The following is a 20,299-nucleotide window of genomic DNA, read 5'->3' as shown; positions in this document are numbered from 1 at the left end:
ATCGCGCAATTTCAGTGGCGGGCGATCGGACGCAAAACCGGAAACCACTTTTGCTGATCGCCCGCTGATGCTAAACGCGCCCCTTCACGTCACGCTCGGCCGGGTTCCGGGCGAACTCCGGGAAGAAAAGATGTCTGCCTTCAAGTCCGATTTCCTGCGCGTCATGAGCGAGCGCGGCTTCATCCACCAGATTTCGGATGAGGCTGGCCTCGACCAGCTTTTCGCCAAGGAAACGGTGAGCGCCTATATCGGCTTCGACGCGACCGCCAAAAGCCTGCATGCCGGATCGCTGATCCAAATCATGATGCTCCACTGGCTGCAGCAGACCGGCCACCGGCCGATCGCGCTGATGGGCGGCGGCACCTCGATGATCGGCGATCCTTCCTTCAAGGACGAGGCGCGCAAGCTGCTGACGCCGCAGGACATCGACGACAATCTCGCCGGCATCCGCCGCAATTTCGCGCCCTATCTCAAATTCGGCGAAGGCGCCGGCGACGCCATCATGGTCAACAACGCCGACTGGCTGATGGAGATCAACTACGTCAATTTCCTGCGCGATGTCGGCCGGCATTTCTCCGTCAACCGCATGCTGGCCTTCGATTCCGTGAAGCTCAGGCTCGACCGCGAGCAGTCGTTGTCCTTCCTCGAGTTCAACTACATGATCCTGCAGGCCTACGATTTCGTCGAGCTCTACAAGCGCGTCGGCTGCAGGCTGCAGATGGGCGGCTCCGACCAGTGGGGCAATATCGTCAACGGCATCGATCTCGGCCATCGCATGGAGGGCGTGCAGCTCTTCGCCATGACCACGCCGCTGCTCACCACGTCGTCCGGCGCCAAGATGGGCAAGTCGGCCTCGGGCGCGATCTGGCTCGATGGCGACATGCTGTCGCCCTACGAGTTCTGGCAGTACTGGCGCAACACCGAGGACGCCGATGTCGGCCGCTTCCTGAAGCTCTACACGACGCTGCCGCTGGACGAGGTGGCGCGGCTCGAAAAGCTCGGCGGCTCGGAGATCAACGAGGCGAAGAAGATCCTCGCTACTGAGATCACCGCCATGCTGCACGGCCGGGCCGCCGCCGAGACGGCGAGCGAGACCGCCCGCAAGACCTTCGAGGAAGGCGCGCTCGCCGACACGCTGCCGAGCGTCGAGGTGGCCAGGGCCGATCTCGAGGCCGGCATCGGCATCCTGTTGCTGTTCGTGACCGCCGGGCTCGCGGCCTCCAACGGCGAGGCGCGCCGGCACATCCAGGGCGGCGCGGTGCGTCTCAACGACCAGCCGGTGACGGACGACCGCCGTGTGGTGACGTTTGAGGATCTGGGTGCCGAAGGTGTCGTAAAACTCTCGCTCGGCAGGAAGAAGCACGTGTTGGTGCGGCCGACCTGACATAAGGCTGCCGCAGCAACCGGCTGAAACATAAGCGCGGCCGCAACGACATTCGGTAGAAACACGCCTCCTCAAACTTCCTGCTGCCGGAATACGACCGGATCGCGGTGCGGGAGGCGTTGGCATGGATCGGCTGGCCGCTGTCGTTCGTCGCGCGACGGAGCGCGATCAACAGGCGATTTGCGCGTTGGTTCATTCGGAGCGTCTGAACCCAAGCGGCATCGACTGGCCGAACTTCCTGGTTGCGGCAATGGAAGGCCGTATCATCGGCGCGGTGCAGATACGCAAACATGCCGATGGCTCACGCGAGCTCGGATCGCTGGTCGTTGCCAAAGAGGCGCGGGGCCAAGGGGTCGCTTCGCGCATGATCGACGCGCTGCTCGCCAGCGATCCGAATCCCGTTTGGCTGATCACGGCTGCGCCCAATGCCGGCGCCTATTCAAGGTGGGGCTTCAAGCAAATCGAGACGCGGGCGGCGCCGGCGAAGGTGCGACGCAACCATCTGTTGGGAAGCCTGGCTCGCATCATCTCCTTTGTGATGCGGCGGCCAATGCGGCGACTGGTGATTCTGGAGCGTCGCCCCAGGGGCGAATGAGGACTTCGCGAACATCCATATCTGTCTTCGGCGTAAAGCGGGACAGGGCATCCGCCCACATCGAACCTGGGCGCCCAAGTGATCGGGCTTGACATCACCTATATTCGAAGATCGACCTGAATATCCCGGGCGCCACCACGGACAGCGGATTGATGTTGAGCGTCGGTTTGTTGGCGTTGCCGCGCAGCCGGTAGGTCACGCCGATCAGGCCGCGGTCGCGGCCGTTGCCGAGCAGCGGGCCGAACAGAGGCAATTCGCCAAAAATGCGGTTAAGCCCATAGACCGGCATGAAGGTGCCGGTCATGTCCATATTGTTGTCCTGATCATAGAGCGTGCCCTGGAAGGTGGTGCCGATGCGCGGACCGCGCAGCACGCCGTTGGCCAGCCTGAGATAGCCGGCCCCCTTGTCGATCTCCGCGAAGCCGCGCTCGAACTGCACTCTTGAGGTGTCGATATCGGCCTTCACCGCCTGATTGAGGCTGCGCGTGTCGCCGGCGGGCTTGGTCGACACAATCGACGCAAGCTTCGGCTCATTGACGACGTAGAAGTTGCTGGCGTCGACCTGCCCCTTCATCGGCCCGTCGCCGGCGCCCGAGAGCGACAGCGTGATTGCCCCGCCCTCCATGTGCTCGTAGATGTTGAGAAAGCGCAGGATGGCGCCGGCGTCGGCCGATTTCATCCTGAGCGAGCGGCTGCCGTCGCCAGCCATGTTCTTGACGGTGATTGCAGCACCCGAACTTGCCGTCGCGCTGACGTCGAGGCCGTTCACCCGCGAGCCGGCACCGCTGTAATCCAGCTTAAGGTTCGACAGCACCTCGTCGTGGAAGCCTGTAAGCGACTTCACGTCGGCGCTGACCGAGATCGCGTCGGCGCCTGCGCCCTTTGTCGCAGTGTCGACATCGGAGGTGAACTGCTTGATGAGCGAGCGGGCGTCGAGGGATTCGCCGCTGACATCCACCGCATAGTTCTTGCCCGACCGTTTGACTGAGACCGCGACGTCGTCGCCCCGGTTGAGCGCGACCTTGCTGAAGCGTGCCGAGGACAGCGCCCCATTGACCAGCGTCACATCGCCGTCGACCGAAAAGCTTTTGCCCTCGAGATCGAAGTCGGACAGCGTGGTCGTGCTGCCGGACTTCGCCATCGTGAAGGTGACCTTGGCCGGGATGCCTGGCCCCTTGCTCCACCCGGCCCATGGGATGTCGACCCTTGCGTTGGTCAGGTCGGCCGACACGTCCTGACCGTCCTGCCCGCTTTTGTCGATCGCCACCTTGATAGTTCCCGAAAGCAGTGGCGACAGGCCGGGCATCGTCGCGTCGCGCGTCTTGTCGTCGAGTACCAGCGCCACCTTGCGGCTGCGCGGCGGACCGTTGTCCTCGAGCGGTTCGACCAGATCGAGCTCTGCCGGAATGCCGTTCAGCTTCGCCTTGGCCGATATCACCGCTCGATCGGGGCTGACGGTGATCGACCCGTCGGCCTCGGTCACCGTCTGGTCCTCGAACGGCTTTGCTAAAGACAGGTCCTGGTAGTCCAGCGCCACCAGCCAGTCGAGCCTCGAGGTGTCGACGCCGGAGGTCAGCGGAATGTCGGCCCGCACATGCCCGGTGACCGTGCCGCCCAAATCCTCCGGCGCGAGACCGATATGGCGCATGGCATTGATCGGCTCGTAGGAGGCGAGTTCGGCGATTGCCGGCGCTTCGCCGGCGACGTCGATGTCGAGCGCGCCGATAACCGGCGAATGGTTCGCCTCCTTCACCGTCAGAGTGCCGCCGCTTGCCGAAACGGTGCGGCCACTCGGCATATAGACGCTGCCCGAAGAGAGGCCGATGTCGACGTCGTTGCCATGGAACGCGACCACGCCGATGGCGTCGCGGATCGGCGGAATGCGGCCGGCCGTATCGAAGCGCGAGCCCTCGACCTGGAAGCGGCCGAACACCTCGTCGCCGGAAAGCGGAACGCCGTTGCCGAGTCTCCCCGGCACGACTTGGAACTGCAGGTTGGCATCGACCACGCGGCCGCCGAAGAGATTGTCCAGCACCCAAAGCCGCGCGTTGCGGGCGGAGAACCAGGGCCACAACTGCTTCACATGCGAGACCGGCATGTCGTGGACATTGAGCGAAAGCGACACACCCGGCGGGCCATTGTCTATGAAGGCGAGCGAAGCGGTGCCCAACACCTCGCTCGGACCACCGGACCGGACGCCGATCTGCTCGGCGACGAGCTTGCGGCTCTTGGTCTGGTAGACGCCGGCGATGCGGGCGAGGAACCGAAGCGCCGGCTCCGGCGACTCCGACGGCGCGAGTGTCGAGCCGTCGCTGACGAGGTCGTAGCGGTAGGACGGCTCCTCGCCCGCGGCGGCGGGCTTCGGTCCGATCGAGCCGGAGAAATCGAAGGTCGAGCGGCCGGTCTTGATCAGCAGACTGTCGATCGAGATCTTGTTCGATCCCGCGACGAGCGTGGCATTGGCATCGATGTCGCCCGGTAGCAGCCCGCGCGAGCCGAGATCGAGCACCGAGCCGCCGAGCGACAGCGAGGCCGTCAGCCGCGACGGCGTTTCGCCGGACGCTTCGGCGCCCGAGAGCTTCAGCGCGATCGAACCAAGCTTCCCGCCCTGGCCAGCGGCGGCGTTCCCGCCGCTGGGGCTTCCCTGAACCGGAGTTCCGCTCGCGTCCGCCACCTCGAGGCTGGCATCCAGCGATGCGATCCGCCCCGCGCCCGGATCGCGCGCCGTGGAGGCGGTCAGGCTGACATGCCGTCCGTCGACGCTGGCATCGGACGACAGTTCCATGCTGCCCGTGCCGGTCTGCGCGACCGTCGCCTCGGCGACGGTCACACGCTTGACCGGTCCGCCTGCCGGCAATTCGAATTCGACATTGCGCAGATCGACCTGGCGCATCGAATCCTCGCGGATCGCGTCCAGCGCCTCGTTGGCGCCGGAAAACACCGCCGCCGACACCTTCTCCGGATCGACGAGACCATCCTGGTTGCGCAGCGCCGCTGTCCAGTCGCCGCCGCCGGACGGCATGGCGGCGACCATGATGTGGGCATCGGAAAACCTGGCGCTGGTCAGCCGGACCTCGCCGGACAAGAGCGGCAGCAGGCGCATGCCGAAGCGGACGTGCCCGACCTCGGCCATCGGCTTGCCGTCGGCCGTCTTCAGGCTGACGTCGCTCACCTGCAGCGCGACGAAGCTCGACCCGTCGAGCGTCAGCCGCGCCGGTCCGACGGTGACGTTGACATCGACGCCGGCGAGTTTTTCGATGGCCGTCTCGGCTTCGGCGCGAAGCCGCTCCGTGCCGATGCCCGACGTGCCGAGCGCATAGACGCCGCCTGCGGCCAGAAGCACCAGCGCGCACAGTCCCGCGAACACCCGGCCGATGATGCGGAAGCGGCGGCGCACCGAAGCACGGCCGAGCGGCGGCACGCCGCACGCTGACGGAAATGCTCCCAGGTCAGTGATCTCGTCACGCCTGAACCTGATCTTCTCGTGCTGCGGTTGCTCCTGATCCAAGCAATATTCCGTTGTAAACGAACTCGTCGTGGACGAATCCCCGCCTCCCGTTATATCGATGCTCGATCCGCGCGTAACCTCGGACAAGGGCATCGATATGGCTGATCTCGACGTGGGCGACGTTGCGCCGCAATTCGATCTTCCGCGCGATGGCGGCGGCTCCCTCAGCCTTGCCTCATTCCGGGGAAAGCCTGTCGTACTCTACTTCTATCCGCAGGACGACACCACAAGCTGCACCAATGAGGCGATCGGCTTCTCGCAGCTGAAGCCGGAATTCGAGAAGGCCGGCGCCGTGGTCATCGGGCTGTCTCCCGATAGCGTGAAGAAACACGACAAATTCAAGGCGAAATACGATCTCACCGTCGATCTCGTCGCCGATGACGAGCGCAAGGTGATCGAGGCCTATCGTCTGTGGGTCGAGAAGACGATGTATGGCCGTAAATACATGGGCGTCGAGCGCGCCACCTTCCTGATCGGCAAGGACGGTCGGATCGCCCGCATCTGGCGCCAGGTGCGCGTGAAGGGCCATGCCGAAGAGGTGCTGGCGGCGGTGCGCGATCTCTAAAGCGGGGTGAATGCCTTGGGTTTGCGGTATCGCGAAGGGTTTTTGCCGGCCTTTCCCGCTGCAACCCGCCACCCGCAATGCGTGAAATGGTTACCGGAGCATTGCGGCCAGCAAAGCTTTGTTAACCCTAATAATGTGTAATGCCGGCTGTCGTTGGAGTCGTAACGAAAGCTCGGTCCCGTGAAACCAAACGGTCAGTCAGCGGTCTTCGGCAGGCGTAAGGAGCCCCATACGGTCATTATCGCCAGGGGCAACGAGATCAGGCATTTCACCATCCGTCCCTGGCTTGCCGCGTTCATCGGATCGGCGCTTGCGGCGATCGCCATCGGCTATCTGCTCGCCACGTCCTACCTGGTGCTGCGCGACGACCTGATCGGCGCCACGACCGCCAGGCAGGCGCGCATGCAGCAGGCCTATGAGGATCGCATCTCCGCGCTTCGCGCCCAGGTCGACCGCATCACCAGCCGCCAGCTTCTCGACCAGCAGCTCATGGAAACCAAGGTCAGCGAGCTGCTGGCCAGGCAGACCCAGCTCAGCCAGCGCCATGGGCGGCTCGGACCGATCCTCGAACGCGCCGAAAGCGAGGTCGGCGATGTGCCTGCCGCGGCCGATACCGCGACAAAACCCGATGAGCATGCCGACGCAACCAGCAATCTTTCGCAGGCTCCGACCTACTCGGTGGCATCCTTGAGCGCCGGCGATACAAGACCCTTCTCGCTGTGGTCGACCCGGTCCGATCCGCTCGATAGCGAAACGGCCGCGGATCGCGCCGACAAGCTGTTCGTGTCGATCAACGCCTCGCTCAAGGCCATCGAGAACCAGCAGCTTTCCCGCATCACCACGCTTGCGGACAATGCCTACAAGAACGCCGATGCGATCAGTCAGGCGCTCGAAGCCGCCGGCCTGCCGGTCGACGCCGAGCTCGACAAGAACGATGTCGGCGGGCCGCTGGTCCCGCTCGATTCCTCGATGATCTTTGACAGCAAGGTCAAGGAGCTGGACGAAGCTCTTGATGCGCTTGACCAAGTCAAGAAGGAAGCGCGCAAACTGCCGCTCACCAATCCGGCCCCCGGCCATGCGGTGACCAGTCCGTTCGGCGTACGCACCGATCCGATCCTCGGCTTGGCGGCGTTGCATACGGGAATGGATTTCAGGGCGCCGATCGGCATGCCGGCCAAGGTCACGGCCGCCGGCGTCGTCACCAAGGCGGGCTGGAACGGCGGCTATGGCCGCATGGTCGAGGTCGACCACGGCAATGGTTTCGCCACGCGCTATGGGCACTTGAGCGAAATCGACGTCACCGTCGGCCAGAAGCTCGCGGCCGGCGACGTGATCGGCAAGGCCGGCAGCAGCGGCCGCTCGACCGGCCCGCATCTCCACTACGAGGTGCGCCACAACGGCGAGGCGGTTGACCCGCTGCGCTTCCTCGCCGTCGGCAAGAAGGTCGCGCAGTACCTGTAGCGCGTCACGCGCCGCGCAACGGCGAGCTTCGCCAATCCACCCGCATTTGACACGGCAGGCAGCACGGCTGATTGACTCACCATTGGGCGGCTGCAGCAAGGCAGTCCGCCAAGAGCGGCACGCGGACAGGTCCTACCGCTCCTCCCCTTCCCGAGCCTCAGAATCCCGTCGGCAAATTATTTTTGAATTCCATTTGACTGAATAAATCTTCTCTGCGAACCTTGCGTCAACTGGGAGCGCAAGCCATGGCGTTGCGGGGAACAAATCAGGAGTTCGGGCGGCCGTACAACCGGCGCATCGTGCTCGAATCCATCCGCCGCTTCGGCCCCATCGCCCGCGGCGAGATCGCCCGGCATGTCGGGCTCACCGTCCAGACGGTGTCGACCATCGTTCGAGAATTGGAGGAGCAAGGCTATATCCTGTCGGTTCGCGAGGAGCCGAAGGGTCGCGGCCTGCCGCCGGCGACGCTCCGCATCAACCCTGAAGGCGGTTATGCGGTCGGTATCCACCTCACCCCGCTCGGCATCGACGCGGCCCTCATCAACCTCAGCGGCGACGTGATCGAAAGCGCGCATCGCGAGGCGCCCCATGCGGCGCCCGACGAAGCGTTCGAGGCGATCGGCGCCATGGTTGCCGAATTGACCGGTCGCCGCTCGGGCGGACGCGTCATCGGCATCGGCATGGCGCTGCCGGGACCTTTCGGCGTCGAACCGATGAGCTTCGTCGGCCCGACGACCATGGCCGGCTGGCAGGACGTTCCGCTGCGCGAGCGGTTGACTGCGGTCACCGGCCTGCCGGCTTTCTTCGAGAACGACATGGCTGCCGCGGCGATGGGCGAACGCTTCTACGGCCTCGGCGCAAAACATTCCGAATATTATTATCTCTACTTCGGCGTCGGGCTCGGCGGCACCATGCTGTATGACGGCAGCGCGTTGCGCGGCGCCTGGGGCAACGCCGGCGAGATCGGCCACATCCCGGTGGTTCCTGGCGGCGAGCTTTGTCCCTGCGGCAATCGCGGCTGCCTCGAACGCTACGTCTCGCTGGACGCGCGCGGGCGCTGGAACGGCAACGATGCCGACTGGGTGAGCGAGATCACGCCGGTTTTCCGCAACGCGATCGCCATCATAGAAAACCTCTTCGATCCCGAGACGATCGTTCTCGGCGGACTTGCCTCGCCCGCCCTGCTCGAACGGCTGGCGGCATCGGTGGAGCCGCTGCACAATTCGGTCTCGGCTCGCAAGGACCGCGTGGCGCCGAGAATCGTCGTTGCGCAGGGCGGCCAGCACGCGGTGCTGCGAGGGGCGGCGGCACTCGCCGTTTCCGGCGTGCTTTCGCCGCGCTTCGGCCAGATCTTCACCGCCAAGCGGCAGCGCGAGGGCGACCCTCTGAAAGGCGGAGACATCGCGGCATGAGCGAACCCCTGCTGGTCCTCGACAACGTCGCCAAGAACTACGGCGCCATCCAGGCGCTGAAGGGCATCAGCTTTTCGATCGCGCGCGGCGAGGTGGTGGCGCTTCTGGGCGACAACGGCGCCGGCAAGTCGACGCTGGTCAAGATCATCGCCGGCGGGCTGGAACCGACCTCCGGCCGCATGCTGTTCGAAGGCAAGGACTTCCTCGCCAAATCTCCGGCCGAGGCCAAGGCGGCCGGTATCGAGACGGTTTACCAGGACCTCTCGCTCTGCACCAATGTCGACGTGGTGGCGAATTTCTTCATGGGCCGCGAGATCACCCGCAAGGTGCTCGGCGTTCCCGTGCTCGACGAACGCGCCATGGAGGCCGTGGTGGCCAAGGCGCTGGCCAATGCGGGCACGCGCATTCCCTCGCTGCGCACCAAGGTCGAGCATCTCTCGGGCGGCCAGCGGCAGGCGATCGAGCTCAACCGCTTCGTCCATTGGGGCGGCAAGCTGGTGCTTTTGGACGAGCCGTTCGCCGCGCTCGGCGTCGAGCAGACGCGCCGCGGCCTCGACATGATCCGCCAGGTGGCGAGCCAGGGCATCGGCGTCGTCATCATCACTCACATCATGCAGCAGGCCTTCCAGGTCGCCGACCGGATCGTGGTGATCCGGCAAGGCGTCGTGGCGGGCGACGTCGCACGCAACAGGACAAGTCCCGACGCGGTGATCAACATGATCACCGGAGAGACGCTCGCCGGTGCCGGACCGGCGAACTGAGGGACAAATGAGGGGTCCGGCGCAAGAGGAGCGAACGACATGAAAAGAGTACTTCTTTCCGTCTTCGGTTTCCTGGCACTGGCCTTTGCCACGCTCACGCCGGCATTCGCCCAGTCCAAGGGCACCGTCTATTACCTGGTGCCGACATTGCTCGATGAGTTCCAGACCGGTTCGGTGACCGCGCTGGAGCTATTCCTGAAGCAGGTCGGCTACGACTTCAAATCGCTGAACGCCGACAACAAGACCGACGCCCAGCAATCGCAGATGAACGACGTCATCGCGCTGAAGCCCGCCGCGATCGTCCTTGCGGCGGTCGATTTCAACGCGCTGAAGCCGTCCGTCGAAGCCGCCCGCGCCGCCGGCATTCCTGTGGTCGAATTCGACCGCCAGATCACCTCCACCCCGTCCGACTTCACCTCGGTCGCCGGCACAGTCGAGATCGGCTACGTCGCCGCCGATCAGGCCGAGAAGCTGCTGAAAGCGAAGAACGGCGCGGTGAAGGGCAAGATCCTGCAGGTGCTGGGCGATCCCGGCGATCCCTACACGCTCGACATCCAGAAGGGTTTCGAGGAAAAGATGAAGGCGTTCCCGGACGTCAAGATCATCTCGCTGCCGGCCATGCAGTGGGAAGCGAGCAACGCCGGCACCATCGTCGCCGACCAGATGCTCGCCAATCCCGACATCGACCTGATCTTCAGCCATGCCGCGCATCTCTCGGTCGCCGGCGTCGCCTCGCTCGAGGCTGCCGGCAAGAAGCCCGGCGACGTCATGATGATGAGCTCGAACGGCGCACCGGTCGGTCTCGACCTGATCCGCAAGGGCTGGCTCAACGTCGAAGTCGAGCAGCCGCTCTACGCCCAGGCCGCGGCCGTCGCCATGTTCATGGACAAGGTCGTCAAGAAGGAAGAGATCAAGCCCGGCGAGTATGAGGTGCTTGGCCTGAAGTCGACGGTGACCAAGGAAGCCTGGGGCCCGAACATCAAGATCCCGGGTGCCGCCATCACCAAGGAGAACGTCGACAACCCGGCCTTCTGGGGCAACCAGAAGCCGCCGACGGAAACCGTGAAACCGGTCGAGTAACCACGAGGACCGCTCCGGGCTACCCGGCCCGGAGCGCCCTTCAAAAGCGCCGCGCGCATCGAAGCGCGTGAGGCCGCAACATTGTCAAACACGCGCGCCAACCGGATCAGCTCATGAACCCCCGCACCCGCCATGCTCTCGAGCTCATTCTCGACAATCTCGTCTGGTTCATGCTGGTCTTCGTGCTGGTGGTGTTTTCCCTGGTCATTCCCAACTACTTCCAGCTCGGCATCTTCGCCAACATCATCGAAGCCTCCAGCGTGCTGGGCGTGATGTCGATCGGCCTCGCGCTGGTCATCATCGCCGGACACATGGACCTGTCGGTCGAGTCGGTCGCCGCGCTCAGCGCCATGGCGGTCGGCATACTGTTCTGCTCGTCGGGCATCGGCCTTGGCGTGCAGTTGCACCCGGAATGGCTGATGGTTCCGGTTTCGCTGCTGCTGGCCGTCCTCGTCGGCGGCATCATCGGCGCCTTCAACGGCGTTTTGATCGTCAGGCTGAAGATGAGCGCCTTCATCATCACGCTCGCCTCCTACATCTGGGTGCGCGGCCTGGTGCTTGTGGTTTCCGGCGGCCGCTCGGCGCAGGACCTGACGCCGGCGATCCGCTGGTTCGGCATCCAGCGCCTGATCGGCCTGCCGCTTACCGCCTGGATCGCCATTGCCTGCTTCGTCGTCTTCTCGCTGATCATGGCCAAGACGCCGTTCGGCCGGCACCTGGTGATGATCGGCGGCAACGAGACCGCGACCTTTCGCGCCGGCATCCGCGTCAACCGCAACCTGATCATCGCCTTCGTGCTCGCCGGCGCCATCGCCGGGCTGGCCGGCTGGCTGCTGGCCATCCGCACCTCCGGCGCCACCGCCAATCTCGGCGTCGGCCTGCTGTTCAACGCCTTCGCCGCCGTCGTCATCGGCGGTGTCAGCCTGAAGGGCGGCGTCGGCACGCTGCCCGGCGTCTATGCCGGCGTGCTGCTCCTGTCGGCCATCAACACCGCCATCAACCTCATGGGCCTGCCGGCCAACTTCACCCAGGTCATCCACGGCCTCTTGGTGTTGGCGGCCGTGCTGCTCGACGCTTTCAAGCAGACCATTCGCCAAAAACTCGCATGAAAGGGCGGCTCCTATGACCGGACGCTTGGAGGGCAAGGTGGCGGCGATCGTCGGCGCCGCGCGCGGCATCGGCAGGGGCATAGCTGAGCGTTTTACCGAGGAAGGCGCGAAACTCGTGCTTGCCGACAGCGAAACCGAAGCCGGCCAGGCGAGCGCCGACGAGTTGGGTGCCGCCTTCATCCACACCGACATTTCGAAGATGGCCGACGCGGAAGCGGTGGTGGCCTTAGCGCTGCAGCGCCACGGCCGCCTCGACATCATCGTCCAGAACGCCGGCATCTATCCCTGGCAGTTGATCGAGAACACCAGCCCGGAAGATTGGGACCGCGTCATGGCGGTCAACCTGCGCGGCAGCTTCAACGCCGCGCGCGCCGCGTTGCCGTCGATGAAGGCGCAGGGCAGCGGCCGCATGCTCTTCACCTCCTCCATCACCGGCCCGCAGGTGAGCAGCCCCGGCCACGGCCACTATTCGGCAAGCAAAGCCGGCATCAACGGCTTCATCCGCGCCGCCGCACTTGAGTTCTCCGGCTACGGCATCACCGTAAACGGCGTCGAGCCGGGCAACATCCTGACCGAAGGCATGAGGCTGCATCGTGACGCCGCCTTCATCAAGAGCATGGAGGACGCCGTGCCGCTCGGGCGCCTCGGCACGCCGCGCGATGTCGCCAACGCCTTCCTGTTCCTTGCCTCGGACGACGCCGGCTACATCACCGGCACGACCATCGTCGTCGACGGCGGCCAGCTCCTGCCCGAAGGCCAGGATTTTAGGCTGACGCCGCCGTGATGCTTAATTTTGTGCCGAAAAGCTGGGGACGAAACTGGTGGGCGATGACGGGCTCGAACCGCCGACATCTTCGGTGTAAACGAAGCGCTCTACCAACTGAGCTAATCGCCCGCTCCGGGCCGGACCTTTAAGCAGTTAGGGCTCCATTCGCAAGGCCCAATGAACAGCCGGCGCACCCGCTGTCAGGCGGATTTCCCCAATGGCGGCGCAGTTGTCAAAAAACCTTCTCCAGTTTGCTGTTATGCTCACATGCCGCGCTTGACACCCGCAAACGAACCCCTTATCCAGCGCCCCAACGACGAACACGCCTGACACGTGCTCGTCAGTGCGCGGGTGTAGCTCAGTCGGTTAGAGTGCCGGCCTGTCACGCCGGAGGTCGCGGGTTCGAGCCCCGTCACTCGCGCCATTTCATCTCGGAAATCGTTGAATTTATTATCCTGCCGATCCGGCGAGGAAATTATTCGATTTCTCGTTTCTGCACCGTGGCGGCAGGACGAGGCAGGCGAACAACGTGGATGCTCTCTGCCGCGCCCTCGAACTGGCCTCGCCCCGCGGGCTTGCCTTTACATTAGCAGTTGCTTGTAAACGGAACCAGGAACATAATTGCCTGGCGAGGAGCTTTGAGGGAGGTTCCTATGCGATGGCCCTTGGTCGTGATCGCGCTGGTTATTGGCCTGATCCTCTGGGACCACTTTGCCAATGACAGCGCCTATACCGCCGATGTCGAGCGCAGCTTTGCATCTCTGAATATGCCGGGGGGCTGGCGCGCGCCCCCCGCCATCACCTTCCACAATCCAGACGACCAATGAACGATCCAAAGCAATTCCAGGAAAAGTACACAGCGGTTTTCCGTCCGGAATTCGCGTAAAAACAAAGAGATAGAGCGCTTCGCCGTTCCATGAAACGATGAAACGCTCTGGCCGATCCGCCCGTGCGTTTGTTCGTCAGCCGTTCGGATAGTAGCCGCCGTCGGCACCGTCACCCATATAGGTTCCCTGGCCGGTCGCATTCTGAAGCCGCTGATCCAGCGCATTGATCTGCCCCAGCGCCGAACGGTCTCCGGAAGTCAGCGCGGCACGCTGGATGGTATCCGCCTGGTGCATCAGGTCGCGGCCCTGGTCCTGCGTGATCTTGCCGGCCTCCCTGGCCTGACGGATTCCTTGCTTCAAGTTGAGCAGCTGCTCTACCGCCGCTCGCCCTGCCGGATCCGTCGGCACCGACGCCGTGGTTGTGGTGTCGACCTGTGCCCTATGGTGACGGTGCACCGCATTGGCGCTCGAAAGCGGTATGGCGGCGAAGATCGATGCGGCCGCAACGAGTTTTGGCGTGAAAGAGCTCATGATGGCATCTCCCTATGATGGAGGAAGCGGCAAAACCGCTCTCGAATGGGCCGTCTGGTCGCGTCGTGTCACGGTGTGGGGCATGCATCGCCGGCGGTTCTCGGCCCCCGACGACATATAGAGGCCGCCTCGGCCTTGAAACGGAGGTGGAACGCGAACGTTATCAGATGTGATCGAGCGTTGAATCGTGGCTGGACATCCGCTGGCTACCCGTCTGTTTTGGGCGAATACCGGGCGCTCGTTAGGCAGCCTGTGCTCCACCTTCCCTTGAACTGCCTCAAGAAAAGATGGCGGCCGGTGGGCCATAGCTGTCGTCGTCTTTTTCAGGATGCTCCACTTGCCTCATTTCCCGTTCTCCGAAGCGAGCCCGATTCAATATCCCGGTCCCCCGCCGGAACGTTCGGACGTGGTGATCATCGGCGGCGGCATTATCGGCGTGACGACAGCGCTTTTTCTTGCCCGGCGAAACATCTCGGTGACGCTGGTCGAAAAGGGACGGATCGCTGCCGAACAGTCATCCCGCAATTGGGGATGGATCCGCAAGCAGGGACGCGATGCGGATGAGCTGCCGATCGTGATCGAGGCGTCCCGTCACTGGCGGCAGCTGGCCGAGGAATGCGGTGAAGACATCGGCCTGAAGCAGACAGGCGTGACCTATCTGGCAAGCTCCGACCGCCAAATGGCCGGCTTCGAAAAATTCATCAAGATCGCCGCCGCCCATGAGATCGACACCCGGCTCCTGAACGCGCGGGAAACCGCCGGTCTCATCAAAGGCATGTCGCGCAGTTTCAATGGCGCGATGACGACACCTTCCGACATGCGGGCGGAGCCTTGGCTGGCCGTGCCCGCTCTCGCTCGGCTTGCGGCCCGCAACGGCGTCAAGATCGTAGAGAATTGCGCGGCGCGAACCCTGGAAATCGCGGCCGGCAGGGTCAGCGGCGTGTGGACCGAGGCGGGTCGCATCGAAACGTCCAGCGTTCTGCTCGCCGGCGGCGCGTGGTCTTCCCTGTTCCTGAGAAGACACGGCGTCTCCATTCCCCAGCTCAGCGTAAGATCGACCGCTGCGGCAACGGAACCGATGCCTGAAATCCATGCCGGTGCCGCGGCGGGAGAGCATATCGCTTTCAGGCGCAGGCAGGATGGCGGATACACGCTCGCTCCGGGAGGCAGTCATTTGCTCTACCTGGGACCCGACGCGTTCCGGCACGCAACGAAATACCTTCCCGCCCTCATGGCCAGCCCGTTCGGGTCACGCTATTCGCCGGCCGCGCCGACGGGTTACCCGGATGGCTGGTCGACGCCGCGTCACTGGACGCCGGATTCCCCAAGTCCCTTCGAAAGGGTGCGGGTGCTCAATCCGGCTCCCGAACGTTCCAGTCTCCGCTCGGTCGAACGCAATTTCAGGCGCCTGTTCCCGCAGCTCGAGTCGGTCCGCCTGAAGGCAAGCTGGGCCGGCATGATAGACGCAATGCCGGATGTCGTCCCCATAGTGGATCGCGTGCAGGCGATCACCGGCCTTGTCGTCGCAACGGGCATGAGCGGTCACGGCTTCGGCATCGGGCCGGGAATCGGCCGGATCGTCTCCGACATGATCCAGGGAAACGAGCCCGGCCACGATCTGACCCGCTTCCGCCTGTCGCGCTTTTCAGATGGAAGCGCCATTCGGCCGGGCCCTGCCCTTTGAGCATTTTGCCGCCAGGCGGTATCGCTTGGCGCCACAGAAATGCGGGCAAACAAGGAGATAGAGCACGGCGCTGAAGCTCCGCTCCGGGTTGATTGCGCCGAATATCGTGCCGGCTCTGGAAGTCCCTGCGCCGGAACCATTCCGCCATTGCCTCGTTCCGCCCGAGGGCAAAAGCACGGGAGAGACAAATGGCTGTGAGATGTCGCATTTCGATTGACGATTCCAGGGATGTGGACGAGCTCGCCTTCCAGGAACTGCCGCGGGTAGGTGAAAGCGTATCGATTCCGGTCGAAGGGTCGAATATGGACCCTCGCGTCCTGCGTGTCGTGCATATGCCCGGCAGCGAGCAGGGCGCAACGACGATGCTGGAACTGACAAGTAAGATCCTCTGAGGGCCGCGATTGGCATTTTGCGAGAACTGATCTTTGAGCTGAAGTCGCTTTGTTCGGCGCAGAGGTGGTATCGCTGCTTCTGCGCACGACGCTTCAAGTTTACAGGCGGTGTCTAAGCCTTTTGGAGAGCTATTGTCTTTGCTCAGAAGGATTAATGTAATCTTCTGAAATAACGGGGTGCCAACATGGCAACTGAAAGCGCGAAGTGTAGGCATCTTGTGCCAGAGAATCTGGTTTCAGAGGCCGAAGCGCGCCGTGATTTTCTCAAGAAAGCTGGCCGGTTTGCAGCGGTGACTCCGCCGGCCATAACGCTTCTGCTAGGCACAAGCCTGACCTCCAAGGCTATCGCGAAATCTGGCGGATTACCTCCAGTCAATTCGGGCGGATCAACTTCAAGCAATGGAGGGGGAGGCAACCACTTTCACCCCCGCCCTCGCGTCCAAGGTTTCAAGTCCGGTGGAGGCCGCTCGGGGGGCGACAACTATGGTGGCGGATCTCACGGCGGCTCAAGGGGCGGCGATCCGAACTAAGCAATTCCAGGAAAAGTGTGAGCGGTTTTCAGTCCGGAATTGCGTAAAAACAAGGAGATAGGGCGTTTCGCCGTTTCCGTACGGTGAAACGCACTAGGCGCCCCCCGCCAGATCTCGCTTGCGCCGGCCCTCGGTTGCCCCGCTTCTGGCTCACTCACCCAATATGACACCCGACGCGACAATCTGGGCGGTTCGGGCGGTGAGCTTCTCGCGCTTTACGAGCGTCGGCTTCTCATAGGGCTTTTTCATCGCGCCGTTCCGGAATCAGGCTGCCTTGTGTCGGACAAGACAGTGAACGCGCGCGCACCGGTTGCGTTCCGAACGGTGGGTGGCGAGTGGTTTGGCGCCTTGCGGTCGCGAAAATCTACGACCTCGGAGGCTGAGATCTCTTGATGTCTGGAAGCAGGCGGCGCTGCCGGAAATTGCCCACGTCTCCGGGGACCGGCAGCGGGGAGTCTTTCGGTGCTAGGTCGATTCCTGAACCTTTCGAGCCCTGTCGATAGATCAGGCGAACGACCAGACCGACGTATCCAACCTGAAGAATGATCAGTGCCAGAATGGCCCAGCCAAGCGCCTGCCAGCCAGAACCGGTTTGAAAATCAGCCCAGATCGCCACGATGAGCGAGGTCGCGAACATGCCCATGAGGAATTGAGAAAAATACATCGGCACGGCACCCCAAGGCTTTAGCGTTTCAGGCGGCCCTCAACTCAACTGTGAAAAGCGCCCGCCGCCCCATTCGCGGAGCGGCGGGCTCCCCCAAATTTGCCCCCCGGCTACCGGGGCACGGTCCACCCCGGCAATGCTGACAGTGCAATTGCGGTGCCAGACACGATGACCCATTACGGGACACCTATGCGGTCGACGCAAGGCGTCGGCGCCGAATAACATTAACCGTGGCTAATATGTCACCGTGTGATCGCAAGTGACCGAATTGTGAGGATTGCGGGCAGGAGCCCGTCGGGCGCGATGCCGGGAGCGCCGGTGCGAGGCTGGCGACTGCGCGTCAATCCTTCAGCAGCGCCTCGACTTCCCGGAGCGTCGGCATGGAAGGTGCAGTGCCCGCACGGGTCACCGAAATGCCGGCGACGGCGCAGGCAAAGCGCACCGCCTCCAGCGTCTCGACGCCCCTGGCAAGGGCAGCCGCCAGGCCGCCATTGAAGGCGTCGCCCGCACCGGTGGTTTCGACCACAGCGCCGGCATTGACGGCTTCGACATGGTCGGAGCGGTCCTTGGTGTGCAGCAGCGCGCCCTTCTCGCCGAGCGTCACGATGACGGCGCCGACGCCCTTCGCCAGCAGACCGTCGGCGGCCCGGCGGGCATCATCGATCGAAGAGACGGTGATGCCGGTCAGCCCCTCGGCCTCGGACTCGTTGGGCGTGACGTAGTCGCAAAGCGCGTAGATGCTGTCCGGCAGGGCGGCGGCCGGCGCTGGATTGAGGATGGTCGTCACCCCTGCCCCGCGCGCGATCTCAAGCGCTTTCAACGCAGCATCGATCGGTTGCTCGAGCTGGGTGACGAAGACACCGGCGGACCGGATCAGGTCGTCATGGGCTTCGATATCGGCGGGCGAGATCAGCATCGCAGCGCCCGGGCTGACGATGATGGCGTTGTTGCCGCTGCCCTCCTCGACGAAGATGTAGGCCGCGCCCGTGTAGCTGTCGGGCGTGTCGATGACCGCGCTCTTCACGCCAGCGCCCTTCCAGGTCTGCTTGGCCATGTCGGCGAAGGCATCGACGCCGAGCCGCGTCAGGAACGTGATGTCGGCGCCGAGCTTGCCGGCCGCCACCGCCTGGTTCGAGCCCTTGCCGCCCGGCCCGAGCTTGAACGAATTGCCGAGGATCGTCTCGCCCATGCGCGGCTGGCGGTCGGCGCGGTAAGCCGTATCCGCGACGAAGACACCGAGGATGACGACGGGCTTCCCGATGGCCATCGTCCTACCCCGCATCCGGGGGGATGACGCCCTTGCGGAAGGCGAAGCAGCCATAGAAACGGCGCTCGCCGGTCTGGATGACGCAATATGCCTTCTTGGCGCGCTCGTAGAAGGCGTAGCGCTCGATCGAGATCATCGGCCAGGCCTTGCCCTCGGCCGCGTCGATCTCCTTCTGCACCTCCTTCTGCACCGGCGGGATCTCGGTCGGCTTGCCGACGATTTCCATGCGCGCGGCCGCGTCGTCGACGAAGCTGTCCAGCGGATAGAGCGACAGCACCGCCTTCACCACATCGGCCGCCGGCGCATCGATGCGCAGCAGCTTGCCGAGCACGGTCTGCTTGGCGACGGAGTCGGATGGAAAATTGGTGTCGGCGATGATCAGGTCGTCGCCATGGCCCATCGCGCGCAGCGCCTGGAGCACGTCGGCATTGAGCAGCGGATTGATCCCTTTGAGCATGGTTTCCTCTTGGAAAGTCTGTTTGCGGTCAGAGACGCTTGCCGGTCCCTGCGTCGAAGAGATGGACGTGGTCGAGCCGCGGCCTGAGCTTCAGCGTATCGCCCGGCTTGAAGTCGTGACGTTCGCGGAACAGCGCCACCATCTCGCCCTCGCCGAAGCGTACGAACACCAGCGTCTCCGAGCCGGTCGGTTCGACCACCGAAATCGTGGACGCCACGCCGTCGGGGTGGATTTCCAGATGCTCCGGCCGCACGCCATAGACGACAGCTTGTCCATCCGCGGCCTGGATGCCGGCCGGCATCGGAAACGCCGAGCCTGCGATGTCGACCACGGACTTCTCGCCCTTCTTCACCGTGCCCTTGAGCAGGTTCATCGCCGGCGAGCCGATGAAGCCGGCGACGAACAGGTTGGCCGGCCGGTCGAACAGTTCCAGCGGCGCGCCGATCTGCTCGATTCGGCCGTCGCGCATCACCACGATCTTGTCGGCCATGGTCATGGCCTCGATCTGGTCGTGGGTGACGTAGATGGTGGTGGTCTTCAGCCGCTGGTGCAGTTCCTTGATCTCGGTGCGCATCTGCACGCGCAGCTTGGCGTCGAGGTTCGAGAGCGGCTCATCGAACAGGAACACCTGCGGATTGCGCACGATGGCGCGGCCCATGGCGACGCGCTGGCGCTGGCCGCCCGAAAGCTGGCGCGGATAGCGCTTCAGATAGGGTGCAAGGTCGAGGATATCGGCCGCCCGCTTCACCTGCTCGGCGACCACGGCCGGGTCGGTGCCTCGCAGCTTCAGCGCGAAGGCCATGTTCTGCTCCACCGTCTTGTGCGGATAAAGCGCGTAGTTCTGGAACACCATGGCGATGTCGCGCTTGGCGGGCGGCAGGTTGTTGACGATCCGATCGCCGATCGAGATCGTTCCGCCGGAGACCGTTTCCAGCCCCGCCACCATCCTCAAGAGCGTGGACTTGCCGCATCCCGAAGGGCCGACCAGCACGACGAACTGGCCGTCGGCGATATCGACGCTGACCTCGTGCAGAACCTTGACGGTTCCGAATGCCTTGGCCACATTGGTGATCGCAACTTGAGCCATCGTCTCCCCTATCGTTTTCGGTCAAGCTAGCCATTGCCAACGGCAAGGGCAAGTCAGTATCTTATAGATAAAAACCCATTCTTGTTGACAAGGTAATCGATTACGCGAATAGTTGCGAGTGCCAATCCGACAGCCGGTCCTTGTCCCGGAAAATCGGAGTTCCAGGCGACGCAGGGTGGGGTCCCACGTCCCCATATGGTATAGGAGAACCACAGACGT

20 protein-coding genes and 2 tRNA genes are annotated in these 20,299 nt (G+C 63.9%); 14 read left to right on the top strand and 8 right to left on the bottom strand.

The window, feature by feature from the left end:
• Positions 1-130: 130 nt before the first annotated feature.
• A complete protein-coding gene (gene tyrS, locus EN874_RS01960; protein WP_127423846.1) occupies positions 131-1,384 on the top strand; it encodes a tyrosine--tRNA ligase in 1,254 nt (417 codons plus the stop codon).
• A 124-nt stretch (positions 1,385-1,508) separates the two neighbouring features.
• Complete coding sequence (locus EN874_RS01955) at positions 1,509-1,979, top strand: GNAT family N-acetyltransferase (RefSeq protein ID WP_127423845.1); 471 nt, start codon at positions 1,509-1,511, stop codon at positions 1,977-1,979.
• 94 nt (positions 1,980-2,073) lie between these two features.
• Here the strand turns inward: EN874_RS01955 and EN874_RS01950 are convergent, their stop codons facing one another.
• Positions 2,074-5,487 (bottom strand): DUF3971 domain-containing protein, encoded by a 3,414-nt coding sequence (locus EN874_RS01950; RefSeq protein WP_127423844.1) that lies wholly within the window; start codon positions 5,485-5,487, stop codon positions 2,074-2,076.
• 97 nt (positions 5,488-5,584) lie between these two features.
• Between EN874_RS01950 and EN874_RS01945 the strand changes: the two genes are divergently transcribed.
• The 7 genes from EN874_RS01945 to EN874_RS01915 all read left to right on the top strand — a co-directional run bounded on the left by EN874_RS01945 (position 5,585) and on the right by EN874_RS01915 (position 12,659).
• Positions 5,585-6,052 carry a peroxiredoxin gene (locus tag EN874_RS01945; protein WP_127423843.1) on the top strand — a complete coding sequence of 156 codons (468 nt, stop codon included), beginning with the start codon at positions 5,585-5,587 and terminating at the stop codon, positions 6,050-6,052.
• 180 nt (positions 6,053-6,232) lie between these two features.
• Positions 6,233-7,513 (top strand): M23 family metallopeptidase, encoded by a 1,281-nt coding sequence (locus EN874_RS01940; RefSeq protein ID WP_127423842.1) that lies wholly within the window; start codon positions 6,233-6,235, stop codon positions 7,511-7,513.
• A gap of 245 nt (positions 7,514-7,758) precedes the next feature.
• A complete protein-coding gene (locus EN874_RS01935) occupies positions 7,759-8,925 on the top strand; it encodes an ROK family transcriptional regulator (RefSeq protein ID WP_127423841.1) in 1,167 nt (388 codons plus the stop codon).
• Positions 8,922-9,686: an ATP-binding cassette domain-containing protein gene (locus EN874_RS01930; protein ID WP_127423840.1), complete on the top strand. Its 765-nt coding sequence runs from the start codon at positions 8,922-8,924 to the stop codon at positions 9,684-9,686. Before EN874_RS01935 ends, EN874_RS01930 begins: the two co-directional genes overlap by 4 nt.
• A gap of 39 nt (positions 9,687-9,725) precedes the next feature.
• Entirely contained in the window at positions 9,726-10,766 is a 1,041-nt protein-coding gene (locus tag EN874_RS01925; protein ID WP_127423839.1) for a sugar ABC transporter substrate-binding protein, read from the top strand.
• A gap of 113 nt (positions 10,767-10,879) precedes the next feature.
• Positions 10,880-11,875, top strand: a complete 996-nt coding sequence (locus EN874_RS01920; RefSeq protein WP_126088965.1) for an ABC transporter permease — start codon at positions 10,880-10,882, stop codon at positions 11,873-11,875.
• A gap of 13 nt (positions 11,876-11,888) precedes the next feature.
• Positions 11,889-12,659, top strand: a complete 771-nt coding sequence (locus EN874_RS01915) for an SDR family oxidoreductase (RefSeq protein WP_127423838.1) — start codon at positions 11,889-11,891, stop codon at positions 12,657-12,659.
• A gap of 35 nt (positions 12,660-12,694) precedes the next feature.
• On the opposite strand, the gene EN874_RS01910 is transcribed toward EN874_RS01915, so the two are convergent.
• Positions 12,695-12,770: transfer RNA gene (locus EN874_RS01910), tRNA-Val, on the bottom strand.
• A gap of 218 nt (positions 12,771-12,988) precedes the next feature.
• Between EN874_RS01910 and EN874_RS01905 the strand changes: the two genes are divergently transcribed.
• Positions 12,989-13,065: transfer RNA gene (locus tag EN874_RS01905), tRNA-Asp, on the top strand.
• Between the two features lie 241 nt (positions 13,066-13,306).
• Positions 13,307-13,468, top strand: a complete 162-nt coding sequence (locus EN874_RS33560; protein WP_168247339.1) for a hypothetical protein — start codon at positions 13,307-13,309, stop codon at positions 13,466-13,468.
• Positions 13,469-13,603: 135 nt separating this feature from the next.
• On the opposite strand, the gene EN874_RS01895 is transcribed toward EN874_RS33560, so the two are convergent.
• Positions 13,604-13,999, bottom strand: coding sequence for a hypothetical protein (locus tag EN874_RS01895; RefSeq protein ID WP_127423836.1), 396 nt, complete (start codon positions 13,997-13,999; stop codon positions 13,604-13,606).
• Positions 14,000-14,336: 337 nt separating this feature from the next.
• Between EN874_RS01895 and EN874_RS01890 the strand changes: the two genes are divergently transcribed.
• The 3 genes from EN874_RS01890 (at position 14,337) to EN874_RS34215 (ending at position 16,605) form a co-directional block, all read left to right on the top strand.
• Positions 14,337-15,683 carry an FAD-binding oxidoreductase gene (locus EN874_RS01890; RefSeq protein WP_127423835.1) on the top strand — a complete coding sequence of 449 codons (1,347 nt, stop codon included), beginning with the start codon at positions 14,337-14,339 and terminating at the stop codon, positions 15,681-15,683.
• A gap of 188 nt (positions 15,684-15,871) precedes the next feature.
• Positions 15,872-16,075 (top strand): hypothetical protein, encoded by a 204-nt coding sequence (locus EN874_RS01885; RefSeq protein WP_127423834.1) that lies wholly within the window; start codon positions 15,872-15,874, stop codon positions 16,073-16,075.
• Positions 16,076-16,260: 185 nt separating this feature from the next.
• Entirely contained in the window at positions 16,261-16,605 is a 345-nt protein-coding gene (locus tag EN874_RS34215) for a hypothetical protein (RefSeq protein ID WP_127423833.1), read from the top strand.
• Between the two features lie 150 nt (positions 16,606-16,755).
• Here EN874_RS34215 and EN874_RS33555 read toward each other — a convergent pair whose 3' ends face one another.
• The 5 genes from EN874_RS33555 to ugpC form a co-directional block, all read right to left on the bottom strand.
• Positions 16,756-16,854 carry a putative RiPP precursor gene (locus EN874_RS33555; RefSeq protein WP_189394066.1) on the bottom strand — a complete coding sequence of 33 codons (99 nt, stop codon included), beginning with the start codon at positions 16,852-16,854 and terminating at the stop codon, positions 16,756-16,758.
• A 115-nt stretch (positions 16,855-16,969) separates the two neighbouring features.
• A complete protein-coding gene (locus EN874_RS01875) occupies positions 16,970-17,269 on the bottom strand; it encodes a hypothetical protein (RefSeq protein WP_127423832.1) in 300 nt (99 codons plus the stop codon).
• Between the two features lie 340 nt (positions 17,270-17,609).
• Positions 17,610-18,536, bottom strand: a complete 927-nt coding sequence (gene rbsK, locus EN874_RS01870) for a ribokinase (protein WP_127423831.1) — start codon at positions 18,534-18,536, stop codon at positions 17,610-17,612.
• A gap of 4 nt (positions 18,537-18,540) precedes the next feature.
• A complete protein-coding gene (locus EN874_RS01865) occupies positions 18,541-18,993 on the bottom strand; it encodes an RbsD/FucU family protein (RefSeq protein WP_127423830.1) in 453 nt (150 codons plus the stop codon).
• A gap of 28 nt (positions 18,994-19,021) precedes the next feature.
• Positions 19,022-20,080 carry a sn-glycerol-3-phosphate ABC transporter ATP-binding protein UgpC gene (ugpC, locus tag EN874_RS01860; protein WP_127423829.1) on the bottom strand — a complete coding sequence of 353 codons (1,059 nt, stop codon included), beginning with the start codon at positions 20,078-20,080 and terminating at the stop codon, positions 19,022-19,024.
• Between the last annotated feature and the right edge of the window lie 219 nt (positions 20,081-20,299).

The organism is Mesorhizobium sp. M1D.F.Ca.ET.231.01.1.1 (assembly GCF_003999155.2).
In the GTDB taxonomy this organism is placed as follows: Bacteria; Pseudomonadota; Alphaproteobacteria; order Rhizobiales; family Rhizobiaceae; genus Mesorhizobium.
This window is presented reverse-complemented; position numbering and strand designations above follow the sequence as displayed.

Bases quoted from the DNA above. Each gene is read 5' to 3' on its own strand.
- EN874_RS01915 (WP_127423838.1), top strand. From the start codon at position 11,889: ATGACCGGACGCTTGGAGGGCAAGGTGGCGGCGATCGTCGGCGCCGCG.
- EN874_RS01935 (WP_127423841.1), top strand. From the start codon at position 7,759: ATGGCGTTGCGGGGAACAAATCAGGAGTTCGGGCGGCCGTACAACCGG.
- tyrS (WP_127423846.1), top strand. From the start codon at position 131: ATGTCTGCCTTCAAGTCCGATTTCCTGCGCGTCATGAGCGAGCGCGGC.
- EN874_RS01920 (WP_126088965.1), top strand. From the start codon at position 10,880: ATGAACCCCCGCACCCGCCATGCTCTCGAGCTCATTCTCGACAATCTC.
- rbsK (WP_127423831.1), bottom strand. From the start codon at position 18,536: ATGGCCATCGGGAAGCCCGTCGTCATCCTCGGTGTCTTCGTCGCGGAT.
- ugpC (WP_127423829.1), bottom strand. From the start codon at position 20,080: ATGGCTCAAGTTGCGATCACCAATGTGGCCAAGGCATTCGGAACCGTC.
- EN874_RS01955 (WP_127423845.1), top strand. From the start codon at position 1,509: ATGGATCGGCTGGCCGCTGTCGTTCGTCGCGCGACGGAGCGCGATCAA.
- EN874_RS01895 (WP_127423836.1), bottom strand. From the start codon at position 13,999: ATGAGCTCTTTCACGCCAAAACTCGTTGCGGCCGCATCGATCTTCGCC.
- EN874_RS01925 (WP_127423839.1), top strand. From the start codon at position 9,726: ATGAAAAGAGTACTTCTTTCCGTCTTCGGTTTCCTGGCACTGGCCTTT.
- EN874_RS34215 (WP_127423833.1), top strand. From the start codon at position 16,261: ATGGCAACTGAAAGCGCGAAGTGTAGGCATCTTGTGCCAGAGAATCTG.
- EN874_RS33555 (WP_189394066.1), bottom strand. From the start codon at position 16,854: ATGAAAAAGCCCTATGAGAAGCCGACGCTCGTAAAGCGCGAGAAGCTC.
- EN874_RS01875 (WP_127423832.1), bottom strand. From the start codon at position 17,269: ATGTATTTTTCTCAATTCCTCATGGGCATGTTCGCGACCTCGCTCATC.
- EN874_RS01930 (WP_127423840.1), top strand. From the start codon at position 8,922: ATGAGCGAACCCCTGCTGGTCCTCGACAACGTCGCCAAGAACTACGGC.
- EN874_RS01865 (WP_127423830.1), bottom strand. From the start codon at position 18,993: ATGCTCAAAGGGATCAATCCGCTGCTCAATGCCGACGTGCTCCAGGCG.
- EN874_RS01885 (WP_127423834.1), top strand. From the start codon at position 15,872: ATGGCTGTGAGATGTCGCATTTCGATTGACGATTCCAGGGATGTGGAC.
- EN874_RS01945 (WP_127423843.1), top strand. From the start codon at position 5,585: ATGGCTGATCTCGACGTGGGCGACGTTGCGCCGCAATTCGATCTTCCG.